Source organism: Pseudoxanthomonas sp. SE1 (genome assembly GCF_029542205.1).
Taxonomy (GTDB): Bacteria; Pseudomonadota; Gammaproteobacteria; order Xanthomonadales; family Xanthomonadaceae; genus Pseudoxanthomonas_A.
Genome location: NZ_CP113783.1, coordinates 988,219 through 1,006,801, shown reverse-complemented (window position 1 = coordinate 1,006,801; position 18,583 = coordinate 988,219). Strand labels below are relative to the sequence as shown.

At 67.3% G+C, this 18,583-nt stretch carries 18 protein-coding genes; 11 read left to right on the top strand and 7 right to left on the bottom strand.

Annotated elements, in window-relative coordinates:
• Positions 1–50 precede the first annotated feature (50 nt).
• The 5 genes from OY559_RS04585 (at position 51) to OY559_RS04565 (ending at position 4,833) form a co-directional block, all read left to right on the top strand.
• Positions 51–686, top strand: coding sequence for a PepSY-associated TM helix domain-containing protein (locus tag OY559_RS04585; RefSeq protein ID WP_277728913.1), 636 nt, complete (start codon positions 51–53; stop codon positions 684–686).
• A 25-nt stretch (positions 687–711) separates the two neighbouring features.
• A complete protein-coding gene (locus OY559_RS04580; RefSeq protein WP_277728912.1) occupies positions 712–1,242 on the top strand; it encodes a DUF2271 domain-containing protein in 531 nt (176 codons plus the stop codon).
• Between the two features lie 98 nt (positions 1,243–1,340).
• Positions 1,341–2,156 (top strand): DUF4198 domain-containing protein, encoded by an 816-nt coding sequence (locus OY559_RS04575; protein WP_277728911.1) that lies wholly within the window; start codon positions 1,341–1,343, stop codon positions 2,154–2,156.
• A gap of 44 nt (positions 2,157–2,200) precedes the next feature.
• Positions 2,201–3,193: an FAD:protein FMN transferase gene (locus tag OY559_RS04570; RefSeq protein WP_277728910.1), complete on the top strand. Its 993-nt coding sequence runs from the start codon at positions 2,201–2,203 to the stop codon at positions 3,191–3,193.
• On the top strand, positions 3,190–4,833 hold the full coding sequence (locus tag OY559_RS04565; protein WP_277728909.1) for a sulfite reductase subunit alpha: 1,644 nt from the start codon (positions 3,190–3,192) through the stop codon (positions 4,831–4,833). The genes OY559_RS04570 and OY559_RS04565 overlap by 4 nt, the downstream gene beginning before the upstream one ends.
• A 10-nt stretch (positions 4,834–4,843) precedes the next feature.
• Here the strand turns inward: OY559_RS04565 and OY559_RS04560 are convergent, their stop codons facing one another.
• Both OY559_RS04560 and OY559_RS04555 read right to left on the bottom strand, forming a co-directional pair.
• Entirely contained in the window at positions 4,844–5,446 is a 603-nt protein-coding gene (locus OY559_RS04560; RefSeq protein ID WP_277728908.1) for a HutD/Ves family protein, read from the bottom strand.
• Positions 5,447–5,735: 289 nt separating this feature from the next.
• Entirely contained in the window at positions 5,736–6,074 is a 339-nt protein-coding gene (locus tag OY559_RS04555) for a ComEA family DNA-binding protein (protein ID WP_277728907.1), read from the bottom strand.
• Positions 6,075–6,316: 242 nt separating this feature from the next.
• On the opposite strand from OY559_RS04555, the gene OY559_RS04550 reads away from it, so the two are divergent.
• The 3 genes from OY559_RS04550 to OY559_RS04540 all read left to right on the top strand — a co-directional run bounded on the left by OY559_RS04550 (position 6,317) and on the right by OY559_RS04540 (position 9,596).
• Positions 6,317–7,807, top strand: a complete 1,491-nt coding sequence (locus OY559_RS04550; RefSeq protein WP_277728906.1) for a M20 family metallopeptidase — start codon at positions 6,317–6,319, stop codon at positions 7,805–7,807.
• Between the two features lie 211 nt (positions 7,808–8,018).
• Complete coding sequence (locus tag OY559_RS04545; protein ID WP_192200384.1) at positions 8,019–8,285, top strand: GlsB/YeaQ/YmgE family stress response membrane protein; 267 nt, start codon at positions 8,019–8,021, stop codon at positions 8,283–8,285.
• Between the two features lie 279 nt (positions 8,286–8,564).
• Entirely contained in the window at positions 8,565–9,596 is a 1,032-nt protein-coding gene (locus OY559_RS04540; RefSeq protein WP_277729920.1) for a serine hydrolase domain-containing protein, read from the top strand.
• On the opposite strand, the gene OY559_RS04535 is transcribed toward OY559_RS04540, so the two are convergent.
• Positions 9,580–11,169: a winged helix-turn-helix domain-containing protein gene (locus OY559_RS04535; RefSeq protein WP_277728905.1), complete on the bottom strand. Its 1,590-nt coding sequence runs from the start codon at positions 11,167–11,169 to the stop codon at positions 9,580–9,582. The two genes, OY559_RS04540 and OY559_RS04535, sit on opposite strands and share 17 nt — an antisense overlap.
• Before the next feature lie 4 nt (positions 11,170–11,173).
• The gene (locus tag OY559_RS04530) at positions 11,174–12,580 is read right to left on the bottom strand and encodes a mannose-1-phosphate guanylyltransferase/mannose-6-phosphate isomerase (RefSeq protein WP_277728904.1); all 1,407 of its coding nucleotides are present in this window, start codon (positions 12,578–12,580) and stop codon (positions 11,174–11,176) included.
• A gap of 71 nt (positions 12,581–12,651) precedes the next feature.
• Between OY559_RS04530 and OY559_RS04525 the strand changes: the two genes are divergently transcribed.
• On the top strand, positions 12,652–13,668 hold the full coding sequence (locus tag OY559_RS04525) for an aminoglycoside phosphotransferase family protein (RefSeq protein ID WP_277728903.1): 1,017 nt from the start codon (positions 12,652–12,654) through the stop codon (positions 13,666–13,668).
• Positions 13,665–14,369, top strand: a complete 705-nt coding sequence (murU, locus tag OY559_RS04520; RefSeq protein ID WP_277728902.1) for an N-acetylmuramate alpha-1-phosphate uridylyltransferase MurU — start codon at positions 13,665–13,667, stop codon at positions 14,367–14,369. Before OY559_RS04525 ends, murU begins: the two co-directional genes overlap by 4 nt.
• A gap of 55 nt (positions 14,370–14,424) precedes the next feature.
• Here murU and hda read toward each other — a convergent pair whose 3' ends face one another.
• The 3 genes from hda to OY559_RS04505 are packed head-to-tail and all read right to left on the bottom strand — an operon-like array spanning position 14,425 to position 17,393.
• A complete protein-coding gene (hda, locus tag OY559_RS04515; RefSeq protein WP_277729919.1) occupies positions 14,425–15,123 on the bottom strand; it encodes a DnaA regulatory inactivator Hda in 699 nt (232 codons plus the stop codon).
• A gap of 8 nt (positions 15,124–15,131) precedes the next feature.
• On the bottom strand, positions 15,132–16,295 hold the full coding sequence (locus OY559_RS04510; protein ID WP_142123616.1) for an AI-2E family transporter: 1,164 nt from the start codon (positions 16,293–16,295) through the stop codon (positions 15,132–15,134).
• Positions 16,296–16,310: 15 nt separating this feature from the next.
• Positions 16,311–17,393: a DUF2066 domain-containing protein gene (locus OY559_RS04505; RefSeq protein WP_343228761.1), complete on the bottom strand. Its 1,083-nt coding sequence runs from the start codon at positions 17,391–17,393 to the stop codon at positions 16,311–16,313.
• A 170-nt stretch (positions 17,394–17,563) separates the two neighbouring features.
• Here OY559_RS04505 and purM point away from each other — a divergent pair, with 170 nt between their 5' ends.
• Positions 17,564–18,580, top strand: coding sequence for a phosphoribosylformylglycinamidine cyclo-ligase (gene purM / locus OY559_RS04500; protein ID WP_277729918.1), 1,017 nt, complete (start codon positions 17,564–17,566; stop codon positions 18,578–18,580).
• The last annotated feature ends 3 nt before the right edge of the window (positions 18,581–18,583 follow it).

Genomic DNA, 18,583 nt, shown 5'->3' with positions numbered 1-18,583 from the left:
CTCATCTATGCTGTAATGACGACCCGCCTCAACCTGCGCCGAGACTGCCGTTGTCCCCTCCCGCTTCCCCAGCCCTCCAGCAACAACGCCGTGGCTTCTGGCTGCGCACGTTGCACCAGTGGCACTGGATCAGTTCGGCGGTGTGCCTGATCGGCATGCTGCTGTTCGCGATCACGGGGATCACGCTGAACCACGCCGCGAAGATCGAAGCCACGCCCCAGGTCACCAACCTTACCGCCACCCTTCCTGCACCCGTCCTCGCCACCCTGGGCGCCCGGCAGGAAGGCAATGCACCGCTGCCTGCGGCCGTTGGCGGTTGGCTGGAGCAGGAGCTGTCGATATCGATCGGCACGCGACCCGCGGAATGGTCCGACATGGAGCTGTATCTCTCGATGCCGGGCCCGGGGACCGATGCATGGCTCAGCATCGACCGCGAAACCGGAGCCGTCGAGTACGAACGGACCAGCCGCGGCTGGATCTCCTACTTCAACGACCTGCACAAGGGTCGCAATGCCGGGCCGGCGTGGGGATGGTTCCTGGACATCTTCGCGGTGGCCTGCCTGGTGTTCTGCATCACCGGCCTGTTCCTGCTCTACCTGCATGGCCGGCAGCGCCGCATGACGTGGCCGATGGTGGGCCTGGGCCTGCTGGTGCCGCTGCTGATCGCGCTGCTCTTCATCCATTGACCCTTTCCCCTACCCGGAACCCCGCATGTCGAAGATCGCCGTCTACACCACGCTGACCATCGCGCTCAGCGGCCTGCTGGCCACGCCGGCCTACGCCGCCACGCTCGACGTCAATGTCGAGATCCCGAAACTCAACGTGGCCGAGTACCACCGTCCTTACGTCGCCGTGTGGATCGAAGGCGCGGACCAGAAGGTCGCCGCCAACCTCTCCGTCTGGTACCAGCAGACCAGCAACTCTGAAGGTCATGGCACCAAGTGGCTGCCGGACATGCGCCAGTGGTGGCGCAAGTCCGGCCGCGCGCTGAAGGTGCCGGTGGATGGCGTGACGGGGCCCACCAAACCGGTCGGCAAGCACGCCTTGAGCTTCAGCGACAAGCAGCACCTGGCCAAGCTGGCACCCGGCCAGTACACGCTGGTCGTCGAAGCCGCGCGCGAAGTCGGCGGCCGTGAGCTGCTCAAGATCCCCTTCACCTGGCCCGCCAAGGGCGCACCGCAGTCGGGCAAGGCGCAGGGCGCCACCGAACTGGGCGCCGTCACGCTCACCGTCAAGCCCTGACCTGCAGAGGAGGGGCTTCAGTCCTGATCGCTTTCCGCGTGAAGCGATCGGAACTGAAGCCCCTCCTGCACCCCCATCCCACATCGCTGGAGATTCCAATGAAACGCAACGCCCTGATCCTCGCCCTCTCGCTCGCCGTAACGACGCCGTTCTCCGCGCTGGCGCACAAGGCGTGGCTGCAGCCGTCGCAGACCGTCATCGCCGGCACCAACCCCTGGATCACGGTGGACGCCGCGGTGTCCAACGACCTGTTCTACTTCAACCACGTGCCGCTGCGCACCGAAGGCCTGGTCATCACCGCGCCGGATGGGTCCACCGCCGGGGCGCAGAACCTCGCCACGGGCAAGTACCGCACGGTGTTCGATATCGAGCTGAAACAGCAGGGCACCTACCGCATCGCCACGGTCAACAAGAACCTGATGGTTCGCTGGGAGGGCGCCGACGGAAAGCCGGGTGGCCTGCGAGGCGCGAAGCCCGAAGACCTGGCGACCAAGGTACCGAAGGACGCCAAGAACCTGCAGGTATCGCAGTCGATCGGACGCATCGAAACGTTCGTGACCAATGGGGCGCCGAACGACACCGCGCTGAAGAGCACGGGGGAAGGGATCGAACTGGTGCCGGTGACCCACCCGAACGACCTGTTCGCAGGTGAAGCCGCCACGTTCCGCATGCTGGTCGACGGCAAGCCCGCGGCCGGCCTGGAATTCGAGATCACGCGCGGCGGCACGCGTTACCGCAACGCGCAGGAAGAGATCAAGGTCACCACCGACGCCCGCGGCGAGTTCAGCGTGACCTGGCCGGAAGCCGGCATGTACTGGCTCGAAACCGGTACGCAAGATGACAGGACGTCGGTACCGCAGGCCCGGCAGCGTCGCCTGACCTACGTGGCCACGCTCGAAGTGCTGCCGCAGTAATGCGCATGGCGCCGCCGGACAGGCATCCGGCGGCGCGTATCCGAATGAACGTTTCCCTCTCCCCGCTCTCCGCGCCTCCATCGCCCGTGCAGGCCGTGCACGGACAGACCATGGGCACCACCTGGTCCGTGCAATGCGTCAGCGAGACGCGCCTCGATCTCCACACACTGCACGACGCGGTGCAGGCGCGCCTGGATCAGGTCGTGGCACAGATGAGCACGTGGCATGCGGATACGGACATCATGCGCTTCGGCCGCGGCATGGCGGGAGAATGGTTCGCGTTGCAGGACGACGTCCTGCACGTGCTGACGGCAGCGCTCGAGATCGCGGCCGCCAGCGAGGGCGCTTTCGATCCGACTGTGTCGCCCCTGGTGGCCGCGTGGGGTTTTGGCGCGCATGCCGGCGCCCGCGGACGTCCGACGCCGGCCGATCTCGTCGCGGCGCGCGCGCGCGTTGGCTGGCAGCATCTCCGCTTCGATGCCGACCAACGCCGCATCAGGCAGCCCGGCGGCCTCATGCTCGATCTGTCGGCCATCGCCAAGGGCTACGGCGTGGATGTCGTCGCCGCGCTGCTGCGCCATCGCGGCATCGACAGCGCGCTGGTCGAAGTCGGCGGCGAGCTGTACGGCTATGGTCGCAAGTTGGACGGCCAGCCCTGGCGCGTGCTGGTGGAGTCGTCGCCGGATGAAGAAGCGGACAGCGAGGGCCTGGAGCCGCGTGTGCTCACCCTCGATGGCGTGGCGGTCGCGACCTCAGGTGACCGCTGGCATGCCTATGCGCATGAAGGTCGCCGCTACTCGCACACCATCGATCCGCGCAGTGGCGAACCGGTGACCGATGCCGCAGCAGCGGTCACCGTAGTCGCGACCGATGCCATGCGAGCCGATGCGTGGGCGACCGCGTTGACCGTGATGGGGGCAACCGCTGGCCGGGCATTCGCAGCGCGCCACGGATTGGCAGCGCGCTTCCTGCAACGCTCCGCGCAAGGCCTGCAGGAAGCGAAGACGCCTGCGTTCGAGCGGCACCTCGCGGCATGAGCGCGTCTCCTGCTCCCTCGCGCGGAATCGCTCCACTGCTGGGCAACACGGTCGCGATCCTGCTGCTGGCCGCATGCGCGTGGCTGTTCGCACGCCTGCACGAGGGCGACTGGTGGTTGGCCACGCCATCGGCGGCACGCGGATATGCCGCTGCGGCAGCGCTGCTTGCGTACGCGGGATTGACGGCCTGGTTCCTGCAACGCGCCCGCATGCGCCTGCGCGACGCCCAGCCCAGCGCGCAGGCCGTGCAGGATGCGGTGTGGGTCGTGCATGCCAGTCAGACAGGCTTCGCGCTGGAAGTGGCCGACCTGACCGCCGCCTCGCTCCGCCACAGCGGCGTGGCCGTGCAACGCGCGGGACTCGAGCACCTGGATGCGGTCAGGCTGAAGAGCATGACCCGCGCGGTCTTCGTGGTCAGTACGACCGGTGAAGGCGATCCGCCGGACCCCGCCCTGGGCTTCGTGCGTCGGGTGATGCCGCAATCGCTTTCGCTGGCAGGCTTGCAGTACGCGGTGCTTGCGCTGGGCGATCGTGAGTATGCGCACTTCTGCGCTTTCGGCCATCAACTGGACGACTGGCTGCGCCGCCACGGTGCGCAACCACTGTTCGACATCGTCGAGGTGGACAACGCCGACGACAGCGCGCTGCGTCATTGGCAGCACCACATCGGCCAGCTCGGCAATGGCGCCGACATGCCCGACTGGTCGACGCCACGCTACGAATCCTGGCGACTGCGCGAGCGCATCGAATTGAATCCCGGAAGCCTCGGCGGCCCCGTATTCCATCTTTCGCTGGAGCCCGTTGAGGGCACGATGCCGGCATGGACCGCCGGCGACATTGCCGAGATCGGTCCACGACACGCCGTCGCCGATGTTGAGGCTCTCCTGCTTGCCTACGGCCTGCAGGGCGATGCGGTCGTGGACTGGCAGGGCGACCGGGTGACGCTGGCCGACGCACTCGCAGGCAGCCAGTGGCCCTCAACGGCCGGAGCGCCCCTGCTTGTTGACCCGCAGGCGTTCGTTGACGGCTGCGTGCCGCTGCCGCATCGCGAGTACTCCATCGCGTCGATACCCGAAGATGGCGCGCTGCACCTGCTGGTTCGCCTGATGCAGCGCGCGGACGGTACGCCCGGACTCGGTAGCGGATGGCTGTGCCGGCATGCCCGACCTGGCGAAACGATCGCGCTGCGCATCCGGAAAAATCCCAACTTCCATCCCCCTGCAGCGCGGGTGCCGATGGTGCTGATAGGCAACGGCACGGGGCTGGCGGGATTGCGCGCGCACGTGAAGGCACGGATGCGGGCGGGAGCGAGCCGGAACTGGTTGCTGTTCGGCGAACGCCAGCGAACCCGCGACTTGTTCCATGCCGACGAACTCATGGCATGGCGTTCACAAGGTGCGCTCGAACACCTCGACCTGGCCTTCTCCCGCGATGAAGGCGGACACCGGTATGTCCAGCACGCCCTGCTGGCGCAGGCCGAGCGCCTTCGCCAGTGGGTCGACGAAGGTGCCGCCCTGTACGTGTGCGGCAGCCTGGCGGGCATGGCGCCGGACGTGGACGCCGCGCTGCGCCGGATACTCGGCGACGACAGGGTCGAGCAACTGCGCGGTGACGGCCGCTACCGACGCGACGTGTACTGACGCCATCCGTTCACGCGCTTTTTCCAGCACCCCCATCCTCGATGCGGATCGCCAGCAGTTCGCCACCACCGTGAAGCGCGTAGCGGGTACGCGCCGGCCCGGCGGCCAGGATGGCCGTGTCGCCGTTCCAGAGATTCCCTAGCCCGCAATCGGCATCGAATGCAGCCTGCCCTGCGAGCAGGTGAACCACCCACTGCACGCCGGGCTCGGTGAAGAACAGCATCGGCCCCACCAGGGGACGATGCAGCAACTCGGTACGGACGACATCGCGCCGCCACATCAGATTGAAGTCATGCGTGGGACCGTCGACCAGTTCGCCGGTCACGGCGTCTTCGCCCGCGAAACGATGGCGACCATGCGGTGGTGCAAGGTCCACCACGCGCTCTCCGTCGAAACGGAGGCGCAGGCCATTGCCACGCAACAGGACCAGTTCGCGATCAATGCCGGGGAACGCGGAAAACGCAGCGTCATGCTCGATCTCGGCGATCGAGAGGCGCCAGTCCCATGCCTCGGCATCGGGCACGCGCACGATTTCGCGGGTCCAGCCCAAGCCATTCCTCCATCGCTCCCGCCGGTACTCGTTGGCAGGAATGATGCGCGACACGTCCGGCATGGTGGTTCCCCCCGTCAGGATGCGGCGCGATTCTAGCCCCTTCGCACTCCCTGGGCAGCCACGCGGCGGCCACAGAAAGACATCGCCCGGATGCGCTTCCTGCGCACCCGGGCGATGTCCACCTCCGTGTCGGCGTCGGGACAGTGACGGGCCAATGCCTGTTCCTGCCCTTGCGCATCCTGCGCGTTGTAGTTACGTCCCTGTCGGCCTCCTGCCTGTTTCCCCCTTGGCATCCAGCCCCTGTGTCCGGCGTTCCACATCCTGTGGAAGCGCCGGGCACGGGAATCCATCAGCGCCGCGCTACCGGCTTTGCGGGCGTTGCGGCGGCGGCTCCCGGCTTGCGCACCGGGGTGGCACCAGCCCGCAGTTCGATGCGGTCGCGGTTCTGTTCCACGGTGCTCAGGCCGATGCCCTTCACCATCGCCAGTTCCTCGGCGCTCTTGAACGGCCCGTTGGCCTTGCGGTATTCGACGATGGCGACAGCCTTCGCCGGACCCACGCCCACCAGCACTCGATCAAGGGCGGCCGCATCCGCCGTGTTGATGTTGACCTTCTCTGCGGCCATCGCCTGCATGGCGAGCAGCAGCGAAAGAACAGCGGCAGATACGATGTGGATGAACGACTTCATGACAACTCTCCTTGTGACGTTGGACTCTCCATGGATGGCGGATGCGTCGACGCATCCGTCATGTTCCGTCGATCGCCTCAGGCCCGCGACGGTAGGGAGAGTGTCCAGCGCCCATGGGCATCAAGGTATCGCCACGGCGCGTGCGAATCTGCCCGTAAACACCCCGGTAACGCGTAGGAAAAGTCCTACCCCAGGCAAGGGCGTAGAATGGAGCGCTACGTCTTCAGTACCCCGGAGTTGCCATGGATACCGCCAAAGTCGACCGCTACGTAGCCGAGAAATGGGACGACGACATCGTCCCGCAGCTGGTCGAGTACATCCGCATCCCCAACAAGTCCCCGATGTTCGACAAGGACTGGGTGGCCAACGGGTACATGGAACAGGCGGTCCAGCTGATGGAGCGCTGGGCGAAGGCGCAGCCGGTTCCGGACATGCAGGTTGAAGTGGTGCGCCTTGAAGGTCGCACGCCGCTGATCTTCATCGAGATCCCGGCTACCGGGCCAGAAACCGCGGCGGACACGGTGCTGCTCTATGGTCACCTGGACAAGCAACCGGAAATGACCGGTTGGGACGACGACCTTGGCCCGTGGGTGCCGGTGATCAAGGGCGACAAGCTGTACGGCCGTGGCGGTGCCGATGATGGCTACGCGATCTTCGGCTCGCTGGCCGCCATCCAGGCGCTGCAGCAGCAGGGCGTGCCGCATGCGCGGTGCGTGGTGCTGATCGAGGCCTGTGAGGAATCGGGCAGCTACGACCTGCCCGCCTACGTGGACCACCTCGCCGACCGCATCGGCAAGCCGTCGCTGGTCGTCTGCCTGGATTCGGGTTGCGGCAACTACGAGCAACTCTGGTGCACCACATCGCTACGCGGGCTGGCCGGCGGCAATTTCACCGTGAAGGTGCTGGAGGAAGGTGTGCATTCCGGCGATGCGTCGGGCGTGGTGCCCTCCAGCTTCCGCCTGCTGCGCCAGTTGCTGTCGCGGCTGGAAGACGAGCAGACCGGCCGCATCCTGCCTGAGGGTCTGCAGGTCGAGATCCCGGCGGACCGCCTTGCGCAGGCCCGGGAAGCCGCGCGCGTGCTGGACACGGCGGTGTTCGACAAGTTTCCGTTCCTGCCCGGCATGACGCCGATGGCAGAGGACCTGACCGAACTGGTGCTCAACCGCACGTGGCGTCCGGCGCTGTCGGTCACCGGCGTCGACGGCATGCCGCCGCTGTCGTCGGCGGGCAACGTGCTGCGGCCGTACACATCGGTGAAGCTGTCGCTGCGCCTGCCGCCCACGCTGGATGGCAAGCACGCCGGACAGTTGCTGAAGGACTTGCTGGAGAAGGATGCGCCGAACGGCGCGCAGGTCAGCCTGGAGCTGGAGAAGGCGAGCACCGGCTGGAACGCCCCGGCCATGTCGCCATGGCTGGAGAACGCCATCGACGCATCCAGCCGCGAGTTCTTCGGCGCCCCGGCGATGTACATGGGCGAAGGCGGCACCATTCCGTTCATGGGCATGCTGGGCGAGAAGTTCCCCGGCGCGCAGTTCATGATCACGGGTGTGCTGGGGCCGCATTCCAACGCGCACGGGCCGAACGAATTCCTGCACATCCCGATGGGCAAGAAGGTCACCGCCTGCGTGGCACGCGTGATCGCCGAACACCATGCCGCCAGCGTACGCGGTGAAACCACGGGCGTGGGCGTGGCGGCCGGCGGCGAGCAGCACGGCGATCACGGCTGCTGCTGATCCGCGCGTTCCGGTTCCCTTGCGATGAAGGCCGGGGCGACCCGGCCTTCGTTGCTTCCCGCCTCATGCGCATGAGGGTCGTGAAGGCTTAGGGCGCTTGTCCCGAGTCGGCCTCTCCGCCTCTGACTGCCTCTGCCCGCCGCCATCCCACTCCGCGCGCAGCTGGGTTACGCTGCGCATCGCCCCACACCTTCCCAACCGGAGTGTTTCGATGGAACAGATCTTTGGCGGTGGCATCCTCTGGACCTTGCTGATCGGCTTCCTCGCCGGCCTGCTCGCGCGGGCACTCAAGCCCGGCAACGACAAGCTCGGCTTCTTCATGACCATCGTGCTGGGCATCCTGGGCGCCCTGCTGGCCCGTTTCATCGGGGGTGCGCTGGGCTGGTACTCACCCGGCGAACCGGCGGGCTTCATCGCCTCGGTGGTGGGCGCCATCGTGCTGCTCTTCATCTACGCCATGGTGAAGAAGAAGGCCTGAGCCATCGGGGACAACCGGACGGCCCAATGCAGCGAAAAGCCCCGCCACGCGGGGCTTTTTCTTGTAACCGTGTGGCGCGCACGACTGCTTTCATAAATCTTCATCCGGCTGTCAGGCGCTTCACCGAGGCTCGCGATGGAATGACGCTCCCTTCCAAGGAGCGATGCCATGCGTCATTTCCTGCTGTTGTTGTCCCTCGCCACGTCCTCCGTTGCGCACGCGGCGGAATCGGCCGCCGGCGCCGCCCTCCCACCCGAAGCCTATCGCCCGCCCGTGCCGATGCAGGATGGCTGGCAGACCGCCGACGCCCGTCGCGACGGCTGGCAGCTTGATCGCCTGCAGGCACTGGAAGCGGCCATCGCCAGGGGGGATTACGCGGGGGTCACCAGCATCGTCATCGCCCACCAGGGCAAGCTGGTGTACGAGCGCTACTTCAACGGCGGCGGCCCGGATGTGCTCAACGACACGCGTTCGGCCACCAAGAGCGTCACCGCCCTGCTGCTGGGGGCGGCGATCGATCGAGGGCACATCCCGGGTGCGCAGGCGCCCGTGTACACCTACTTCGCCGACAGGCAACCGTGGCAGAACCCCAGTCCCCGCAAGCAGCGGATGACGCTGGAAGACCTGCTCACGATGAGCTCGGCCTGGGAATGCGACGACGAAAACCAGTTCTCCGCCGGCAACGAGGAACGCATGTACCTGAGCGAGGACTGGACCCGGTTCGCGCTGGACCTGCCGGTGCGTGGTTTCGCGCCGTGGATGACGCGCCCAGAGGACAGTCCGCATGGCCGGGCCTTTTCGTACTGCACGGCGGGCAGCTTCCTGCTGGGTGCGGTGATCGAACGGGCAACCGGAAAACCGCTGGCGACCTTCGCTGCCGAGGCACTGGAACACCCGCTGGGCATCCAGCAGGTGCAGTGGAACAGATCATCGGAGGGGGTGGGCATGGGCGGCGGTGGCACGCGCTACCGCAGTCGCGACCTGGCCAAGATCGGGCAACTGGTGGCCGATGGCGGTCGCTGGCAGGGCCGGCAGGTCATCTCCGCGCCCTGGATAAACGCGGCACTGACAGTGCATGCGCAAGCGCGCGAGGATGCGGACTACGGCTACCAGTTCTGGCGGTTCCGTTTCCCGCGTGCGCAAGGGGAACAGGCGGCGTGGGCCATGTCGGGCAACGGCGGCAACTACGTCTTCATCGTGCCCGAACGGCAGCTGGTGGCGGTGATCACGCGGACCTCGTTCAACCAGCGCAACGTGCACCCGCAGTCGCAACAGATGTTCGGCGACTACATACTCAAGGCGATGCCGTAAGGCGTTCCAGCAACGCGCCGGGCACCTTGCCGTGCTCGAGCGCGACGCGCCGGTTGAGCGCATCCACGCTGCGGGCGAATCCCGGCTCGGCTGCCATCGTCCTGAACAACGGCGACACCCGCAGGTACGCCGTATCGCTGTAACCCGCATCCACTGCGCGTTGCAGCGATGCGAGCGCCGCCGCTCGGTCGCCGGCAGCCTCGCGCAGCACCGCGACTTCGAGCCAGTCGGCGGGGTAGCCTGCACCGCCTTCCAGATCGCGGGTGATGCGGTCGGCACGCGCATGGGCCCATGCCGGATCGACAGGGCCGGCCTGAAGCTGGGCCAGTGTCGCTGGCAGGCTTGCCTGCGGGCGCAAGGCTTCGGCCTGCCGATAGGCCGCCAGGGCAACGGCGGGGTCGCCCCGCAGTTGCGCCAGTTCGGCGGCCAGCAGGAACAGGTCCACATGATCGGTCCCCCGTTGCATGGCCTGGTCCAGCGCGGCCTGGGCTTCCGTCGTGCGTCCGTGCCGGAACAGGAAACGCGGCCACGCGATGTTGGAGAACACATTGTCGGGATACAGCGCGAAGCTTTGGCGATAACGCGCTTCCGCGGCCTGCGGGTAGCCCAGCAGATCCAGGATGCCCGCGATCTGCACCTGCAGGTAGCGCACGCGCGCTGGATCGCCGCGCAGCGATGTGTTCGCGAGCAGTGCCTGGGCGAGCAGTCCCTTGCGGTCGTAGAGGTAGGCCGCGGACGCGCGGCTGCTGTCGGCGGCGGGGTCCAGGGCAAGCGCGCGTTCGTAACCGGCAAGCGCATCGTCGATGCGTCCGCGACAGTCATGCGAGTAACCCAGGGCGGCATGGGCAGTCACGCGCCCGGGCTGCGCGCGGATGGCCTGCTCGGCCAGCGTCTGCGCGCGCGCCGCCCATTCCGGGGGGAAATTGAACAGGCAGACGCGGGCACTGTAGGCGCGGCTCAATCCGACCAGCGCATCCACGTTGCCGGGCTTTTCTTCAAGGGCCTGGCCGAAGAGTTCGATGGCGCGTTCGTTGTCGTCGCGCTGGCCGATGCCCGCGTAGTAGGCGGCGCGCTGCAGCAACGAAGGTGGCTCCGACGTGGGGGCTGCGACGGGGATGTCCATGCGGTTGGCGTGCTGCTTCCACGCCCATAGACCTGTGCCCGCCGCAAGCACCACGATGCCTGCCATGACCACCGTCATCACGCGTGATCGGTGCGGACGAGGTGCCGGCGACGTTGCAGGCTCGGTGGCGGGCAATGGCTGCGGACGAAGGCACAACTGGTAACCCTGCCCGCGTACCGAACGCAGATAGCGCGGGCTGCGTCCGTCGTCCCCCAGGGCTTGGCGCAGCAGCTTGACCCGTTGGGTGACGGTCTCCTCGCTGACGACCGCCGGTGCCCACACGCGCTGGATGAGCTCGTCGAAACCCACGACGCGGTCGTCCTGCTCCACCAGATGGCGCAGCAGCTGGAAACTGAGCCCCGCCACGTTGAGGAGTGCGCCGTCGCGTTCGACGCGCTGCCGCTCCAGATCGATCACCAGATCGTCCAGGCGGTAGCGCGCTGAACTCACGCCATTACTCACTGCGGCCGTACACATCCTCGAAGCGCACGATGTCGTCTTCACCCAGATAGCTGCCCGACTGCACTTCGATCAATTCCAGCGGCACCTTGCCGGGATTCTCCAGGCGATGTTTCACGCCGAGGGGAATATAGGTGCTTTCGTTTTCCGAGAGCAGCAGCGTCTCGTCGCCCCGCGTCACCTTGGCCGTGCCGCTGACCACGATCCAGTGCTCGGCGCGATGGTGGTGCATCTGCAGGCTGAGCGCGGCGCCCGGTTTGACCTTGATCCGCTTCACCTGGTGGCGGCCGCCGTTGTCGACCGAATCGTAGCTGCCCCACGGGCGGTGCACTTCGCGGTGCAGGACGGCCTGGCTGCGCTGCTCCTTCTTCAGCTGGGCAACGACCAGCTTGACGTCCTGCACACGGTCCTTGCGTGCGACCAGCACTGCGTCGTCCGTTTCGACCACCACGATGTCGTCCACGCCCACCAGCGCGACCAGGCGCTGCGCGTAGGCATAGCTGTTGCGGCTGTCCACGGCGATCACGTCGCCGTGGTGTGCGTTGCCGTCGGCATCGCGCTCGGCGACATCCCACAGCGCCGACCAGCTGCCGACATCGCTCCAGCCGATGTCGACCGGCAGCACCATCGCATGCTCCGTCTTCTCGAACACCGCGTAATCGATCGAGTCCGACGGGCACGCCGCGAAGGCCTGCTTGTCGAGCCGGACGAAGTCGCCGTCGTGGCGTGCCGCCGCGTGCGCAGCGCGCACCGCATCGACGATGTCGGGGCGGAACCGCGCGAGCTCCTCGAGATAGCGGCTGGCGCGGAACAGGAACATGCCGCTGTTCCAGTAGTAGCCGCCGGCATCGAGGTAAGCCTGGGCCGTGGCGGCATCGGGTTTTTCGACGAAGCGCGACACCTTGCGAAGGCCGTCGCCGGCTTCGGCCTGGATGTAGCCAAAGCCGGTTTCCGGCGCATGGGGCACGATGCCGAACGTCACCAGCGCTCCCGCATCCGCGGCAGCCGAGGCTTCGCGTACGGCGCGCTGGAAGCCGGACACATCACGGACCACATGGTCCGACGGCAACACCAGCAACAGGGGATCCGCACCATCGGCCATCGCCTGCAGCGCGGCAGCCGCGATCGCGGGGGCGGTGTTGCGGCCGACCGGCTCCAACAGGATGGCCGGCACGGGGGCGCCGATCTGCCGAAGTTGTTCGGCGACCAGGAAACGGTGTTCCTCGTTCGCCACCACGATCGGCGCACGTTCGGCCAGCCCTTCGACCCGTCGCCACGTGGCCTGCACCATCGTGTCGTCACCGACTAGCGGCAGGAACTGCTTGGGATAGGCCTCGCGCGAAAGCGGCCACAGGCGCGTGCCGGAGCCGCCGGACAGCAGCACGGGTTGGAGATGGGCCATGCAAGCCTCGCAAGTCGGTAGGGCGCCAGTTTACCCTGTAGGCCTTATCGCCTCTGCGTGGCCGCGACTGCATGAACCCAACGATTCAGGACCCTTCCGGACGCGGCGCCCAGCGCCTGGAGTGGGCGCGCGGCGCGCTCGGCGACCCGTACGCGCAGCTCGAACGCGCGTCGATGGACGCGGGCTACCGCAGCTACTGGCGCAGTCTGGGCGACGGACCGGGACGGATCGTGATGGATTCCCCTCCTGGCCTGGAGGACGTGCGGCCCTGGCTGGCGATGCGCGAACTGCTGGCCGGTGGCGACGTCCGCGTGCCCGACGTGCTGGCCATCGACACGGAATTGGGTTTCCTGCTGCTGGAAGATCTGGGGGGGCCGACGCTGGCGCATGTGATCAGCGAGGACAATGCGGACACCTGGTTCGATGCCGCCATCGAACAATTGCTTCGCCTGCAGGCCATCGCACCGCCGGAGGGCATGGGCGAATTCGGCGAAGCCCTGCTGCAGCGCGATGCCGGCCTGTTCGACGAATGGTTCCTGCGCCGCCACCTGGGCCTGACGCTGGATTGCGGCGAGACCGAAGGGCTGGAACTGTCGCAGCGTCGCCTGATGGACAACGCACTGTCGCAGACACGCGTGCTGACCCACCGCGACTTCATGCCGCGCAACCTGATGCCGATGACGCCCGGCCCTGCGGTGATCGATTTCCAGGACTGCGTGCGGGGCCCCGTCGCATACGACGCCATGAGTCTGTTCAAGGATGCGTTCCTGAGCTGGCCGATCGAACGCGTCGACGGTTGGCTGGCGCGCTACCACGCGCGCGCCACGCGTGCCGGGTTGCCGGTGCCGGAACTGAAGGTGTTCCTGCGCGATGCGGACTGGATGGGCATCCAGCGGCACCTGAAGATCCTCGGCATCTTCTCGCGCCTGCATTATCGCGACGGCAAGACCCGCTACCTGCCCGACGTGCCGCGCTTCATCCGCTACCTGGACGAGGTGCTGCCGCGCTACCCCGAACTCGCAGGCCTCCGCACCCTGCTCGACAAGCGCATCAAGCCGGTGTTGCATGCGCGGGGTGAGATCGCATGAAGGCGCTGATCTTCGCGGCTGGACTAGGCGAGCGCATGCGCCCATTGACCGACCACACGCCCAAGCCGCTGATCGAAGCCGGAGGCAAACCGCTGATCGTCTGGCATCTCGAAAAGCTGGCGGCGCTGGGCGTGCGCGATGTCGTCATCAACACCAGTTGGCTGGCTGACCGGTTCCCCGAGGCGTTGGGGGATGGCGAACGCTGGGGGATGCGCATCCATTACCTGTACGAAGGCGACACGCCCCTCGAAACCGGCGGCGGCATGCTCAACGCGCGCCCGCTGCTGGGCGAAGCGCCTTTCCTGCTGGTCAATGGCGACATCTGGACCGATTTCGATTTCGCGCGACTGCCGCGCGAGCCGCAGGGGCTGGCACACCTGGTGATGGTGGAACCTCCGGCCTTCGCGCCGCGCGGGGACTTCGCACTCGACGCTGCCGGCCAGTTGCACCGCGAAGGCGAGCAGCGACTGACGTACGCTGGCCTGGGGCTTTACCGCCCCACACTGCTGGATCCCTGGCAGGAGCACATCACCGGCGAGCTCCGTGTCACGACCGGTGGCAAGCCGCGTTTCCCGTTGCTGCCCCTCCTGCATGCCGGCATGGCTGCAGGACGCGTGACGGGCGAGCGTCTGCAGGGGCGCTGGACCGACGTCGGCACGCCGCAACGGCTGGCCGACCTGGAAGCCACGCTGAGCGCGTAGCCGACAGCGTTCTTCCCCTGCACTACGCCGAACACATCGCGGGCATGACCCGCTCCTACAGCACGCTGCGCAGGAACGGCACCGTGATGCGTCGCTGTGCCGCGAGGGATGCGCGGTCGAGGCGGTCCAGCAGTGCCACCAACGTACCCAGGTCGCGATCGGTCCGCGTAAGCAGCCATTCCAGCGCGGCATCTTCCAGCACCAGGCCGCGCCGCTGCGCACGCTCGCGCAGCACATCGCGGCGACCGGCGTCGTCCAGGGGATCCAGCATCACGCGCAGGCACTGCTGCAGGCGCGAACGCAGATCGGGAAGACCAAGGCCGATGTCGTCCGGGATACCGCGCGCGGTGTACAGCACGTTCAAACCGGAGGCGCGTGCGCGGTTGTGGAAATCGAACAGCGCCACTTCATCCTCGTGCGCGCCCGCGATCACCTCGATACCGTCCAGCGCAACCACGTCATTGCCCTCCAGTGCGTCGAGTGCATCGCGCAACCGGCCGGCCGCAGCCGCCATCGGCAGATAGGCCGCGCGACGATGCTGCTGTTCGGTGGCGGCGCACAGTGCCAGCGCCAGATGGGTCTTGCCGGTCCTTGAAGGGCCGGCCAGATAAACCCAGTCAGCACCCGGTCTGGTCGCCAGTGCATCCAGCGCAGCCAACGCGCCTTCCGGCGGACCGATGAAGCTCTCGAAGCGCTGATCCGGTGGATAGCGCAGCGTCAACGGCAATTGCGGACCAAGATCGGTGCCCTGCATGTCCCTGCTCACGGCGTATCGATGTCGCGCGCCGGCGCCTGCTCCACGCTGCCCTTGTCGATGTACGAATCCAGCACGATGGACGGCCGGTCGCCGGCATACAACCGGCTCTGCGTGTAACGCTCGTGGGCGAAGCGAAGCAGCACGTTCGCGATCGCCGCCACCGGCAGCGCCAGCAGCATACCGAGGAAGCCGAACAACTGGCCACCAGCCATGATGGCGAAGATCACCGCCACCGGATGCAGGCCGATGCGATCACCCACGATGCGCGGCGTCAGCACGTAACCTTCCAGCATCTGGCCGACCACGAACACGCCCAGCACCATCGCCACCAGCGACCAGTCGCCACCGGACTGCACCAGCGCGGCGATCACGCCCAGCACGATGCCGGTGGCGGTGCCAAGGTAGGGCACGAAGCTGATCAGGCCAGCGATGATGCCGATCAGCAGGCCCACTTTCAGGCCCACCACCGACAGGCCGGCCGCATAGATCGCGCCGAGCGCCAGCATGACCAGGAACTGGCCGCGCAGGAATGCGCCCAGCACTTCATTCGATTCCAGCGCCAGTCGGGTGACCGTCGCGATGTGGTCGCGTGGCACCAGTGCGGCGATGCGCTCGACCAGCAGATCCCAATCGCGCAGGAAATAGAACGTCAGGATCGGCAGCAGCACCAGGTTGGCCACCCATGCCATCACCGCAAAGCCCGAGCGCGAGAAATAGCCGAACATCGTGGCCGCCACCCCACCGGCCTGCTGCCAGTGCCCGCGCACCCACTCCGTCAGCCGGTCCGGATCCAGCCAGGCGACCAGTTCCAGCCCGGTGCGACGCTCCACCCACGGCAATGCGGTCTGAACGAACCAGTCCCGGTAGGCCGGCAGCGATTCGATCACCGTGACCACCTGACGTTCGATCATCGGCACCAGGATGACCAGCGCCAACACCAGCAACAGCAGCATCAGCGTGAACACCAGCACCACCGCCACGGTACGCGAGCGCCCTGAGCGTTCAAGCCGGTCGACCCATGGGTCGCCCAGCCAGCCCAACAGCGCCGCGCAGACGAACGGCGTCAGTACCGGCGCCAGCAGCCAGATCAGCCAGCCGACGATCACTGCGATCAGCAGCCATTGCCAGCGGCGGGCCAGCGTTCCGACCGGCGTGGGGGAAAGATCCATGGGCATCCTTGTATGTCAGCGCATCTGGTAGGCCGGTGGCTCGCCTTCGCCCCCGGTGAAGGGGGCTTCATCGCCCATGGTGCGACGGAAGCCGGCCAAGCCCGAGACCAGTTCCAGGTCGAGTTCCACGACATCGCCACTGGCGCGCACGGGGGTGATGCGCCGGACCACCGCCATCTTCTGCAGGTGCCCGGTCAGGCGCAGGTAATCGTCCGTGCTGCGGATGCCCGTGAAGAGCACGCGATAAGTGCCCGCAGGGCCCGCACTGCCACGCTTGCCGTATCGCTTCACCAGCGCGTCGGCCGTGCCGTCGGCACCGGATGCCATCGCACGACGCGCATCGGCATCGGTCACCGACCATTTGGCCAGCACCTTGCCCGCATCGACGAACACCCAGTCGGCCGTCCAACCCCCCTTGTTGCGGTACAGCTTGCCCACCAGTTGCATCGGCGGGCTGTAACGCGCCGATGCGCGGGCGACGGCGGCGGTGTCCTGGCGCCAGATCGCACCGACCAGCGCCTGTTCCGCCGCACCACCGGCCGGCAGGCCGAGTCCGTAGCCGCGCTCGATGGCGCGATTGAGCAGCGGCCGCGCGGCATTGGCGTGCTGCAAGCCCATCAGGCGCGGACCGCTGCCGTCATTGATCGCCAGCCAGACCACCGGCTTCGGGCGTGGCTGAGGCCAAACGGGCAGGCCAAGCGCGCCCGCCAGGCCGTTGACCTGGTCTTCGTCGAAACGCACCACAAGCGTGGTGCGGAAGGTGGGGGCACCGGTGGGCGATGTACCCTGGTCCTGCCGGTAGTCGTAGCCGTCCACGTAGTCCTTGGCATTGCGCAGCTCGGCGCCGACGCCAGGACGCGACATCGCCGACCGGTCGCCCGACAGTTTGCCCAGCACCGTTCCCAAAGCACGTGCGAAACCGCCCTGCCGCTCTTCCTCGCCCTGTCCGTTGACCGGCACCTCGGCCTGATACAGCCCGCGCGCGGAGACCGCGTCGCCTTCGGTGCGCAGGCCCGATTGGGCGAGTGCGGCGGGCGCCGTGGTCATTGCCGCCAACAGCAAGGCGGTAGCGAGGGCGAAACCTGGGATCCAGCGCATCGAGCGTCCTTGGGCTCAGCAGACCCTGTGAATTGTTGCCCGAATGGCACGCCATCGCCAACGCCACCCGTTCAGGACGGCCGCGAGGCGCGTCGATTCCATTAAAATCACGCCTCTTGCCCCATCGACGACCGCCCGTGAACCAGCCGACGCCTTCCGCCCCCACCCCGATGACCTATCGCGACGCGGGTGTCGATATCGACGCCGGCAACGAACTGGTCGAACGCATCAAGCCGCTGGTCAAGCGCAGCTTCCGGCCGGAGGTGATGGGCGGCCTGGGCGGCTTCGGCGCGCTGTTCGACCTGTCCGGCAAGTATCGCGAGCCGGTGCTGGTCTCCGGCACCGATGGCGTGGGCACCAAGCTGAAACTGGCTCAGCAGCTGGGCCGCCACGACACCATCGGCATCGATCTGGTCGCCATGTGCGTGAACGACGTGCTGGTGCAGGGTGCCGAGCCGCTGTTCTTCCTGGACTACTTCGCCACCGGCAAGCTGGACGTGGACACGACCGTCGCGGTGGTCGGCGGCATCGCCCGCGGCTGCGAACTGTCCGGCTGTGCGCTGATCGGCGGCGAGACCGCCGAGATGCCGGACATGTACGGTCCGGGCGAATACGACCTGGCCGGGTTCTGCGTGGCGGCGGTGGAGAAGTCGAAGCTGCTCGACGGCGCCAGGATACGTGCAGGCGACGTGCTGGTCGGTATCGCCTCCAGCGGCCCGCATTCCAATGGTTACTCGCTGGTCCGCCGCATCTACGACCGTGCCGGGCGTCCCGCCGACCTCGACGTGGGCGGCGTGAAGCTGGCCGATGCGCTGATGGCGCCGACCACCCTGTACGTGAAGCCGATCCTGGAGTTGCTGCAGGCGCACGACCTGCACGGCATGGCGCACATCACCGGTGGAGGGCTGACCGAGAACATCATCCGCGTCATCCCCGACGGCCTGGGCCTGCAGATCGATGCCAGCGCGTGGACGCTGCCGCCGGTGTTCGACTGGCTGCAACGCGAAGGCGCCGTGGAGAACGCCGAGATGTGGCGCACCTTCAATTGCGGCATCGGCTTCGTGCTGGTGGTCGCGCCAGACCAGCTTGCCGCCGTCCAGTCGGACCTGGCCCGCCTGCACCTGACGCACTGGCAGATCGGTGAAGTGGTCGCTGCGCCGGGTGGCGAACGCGTCCGCATTGGTTGAACG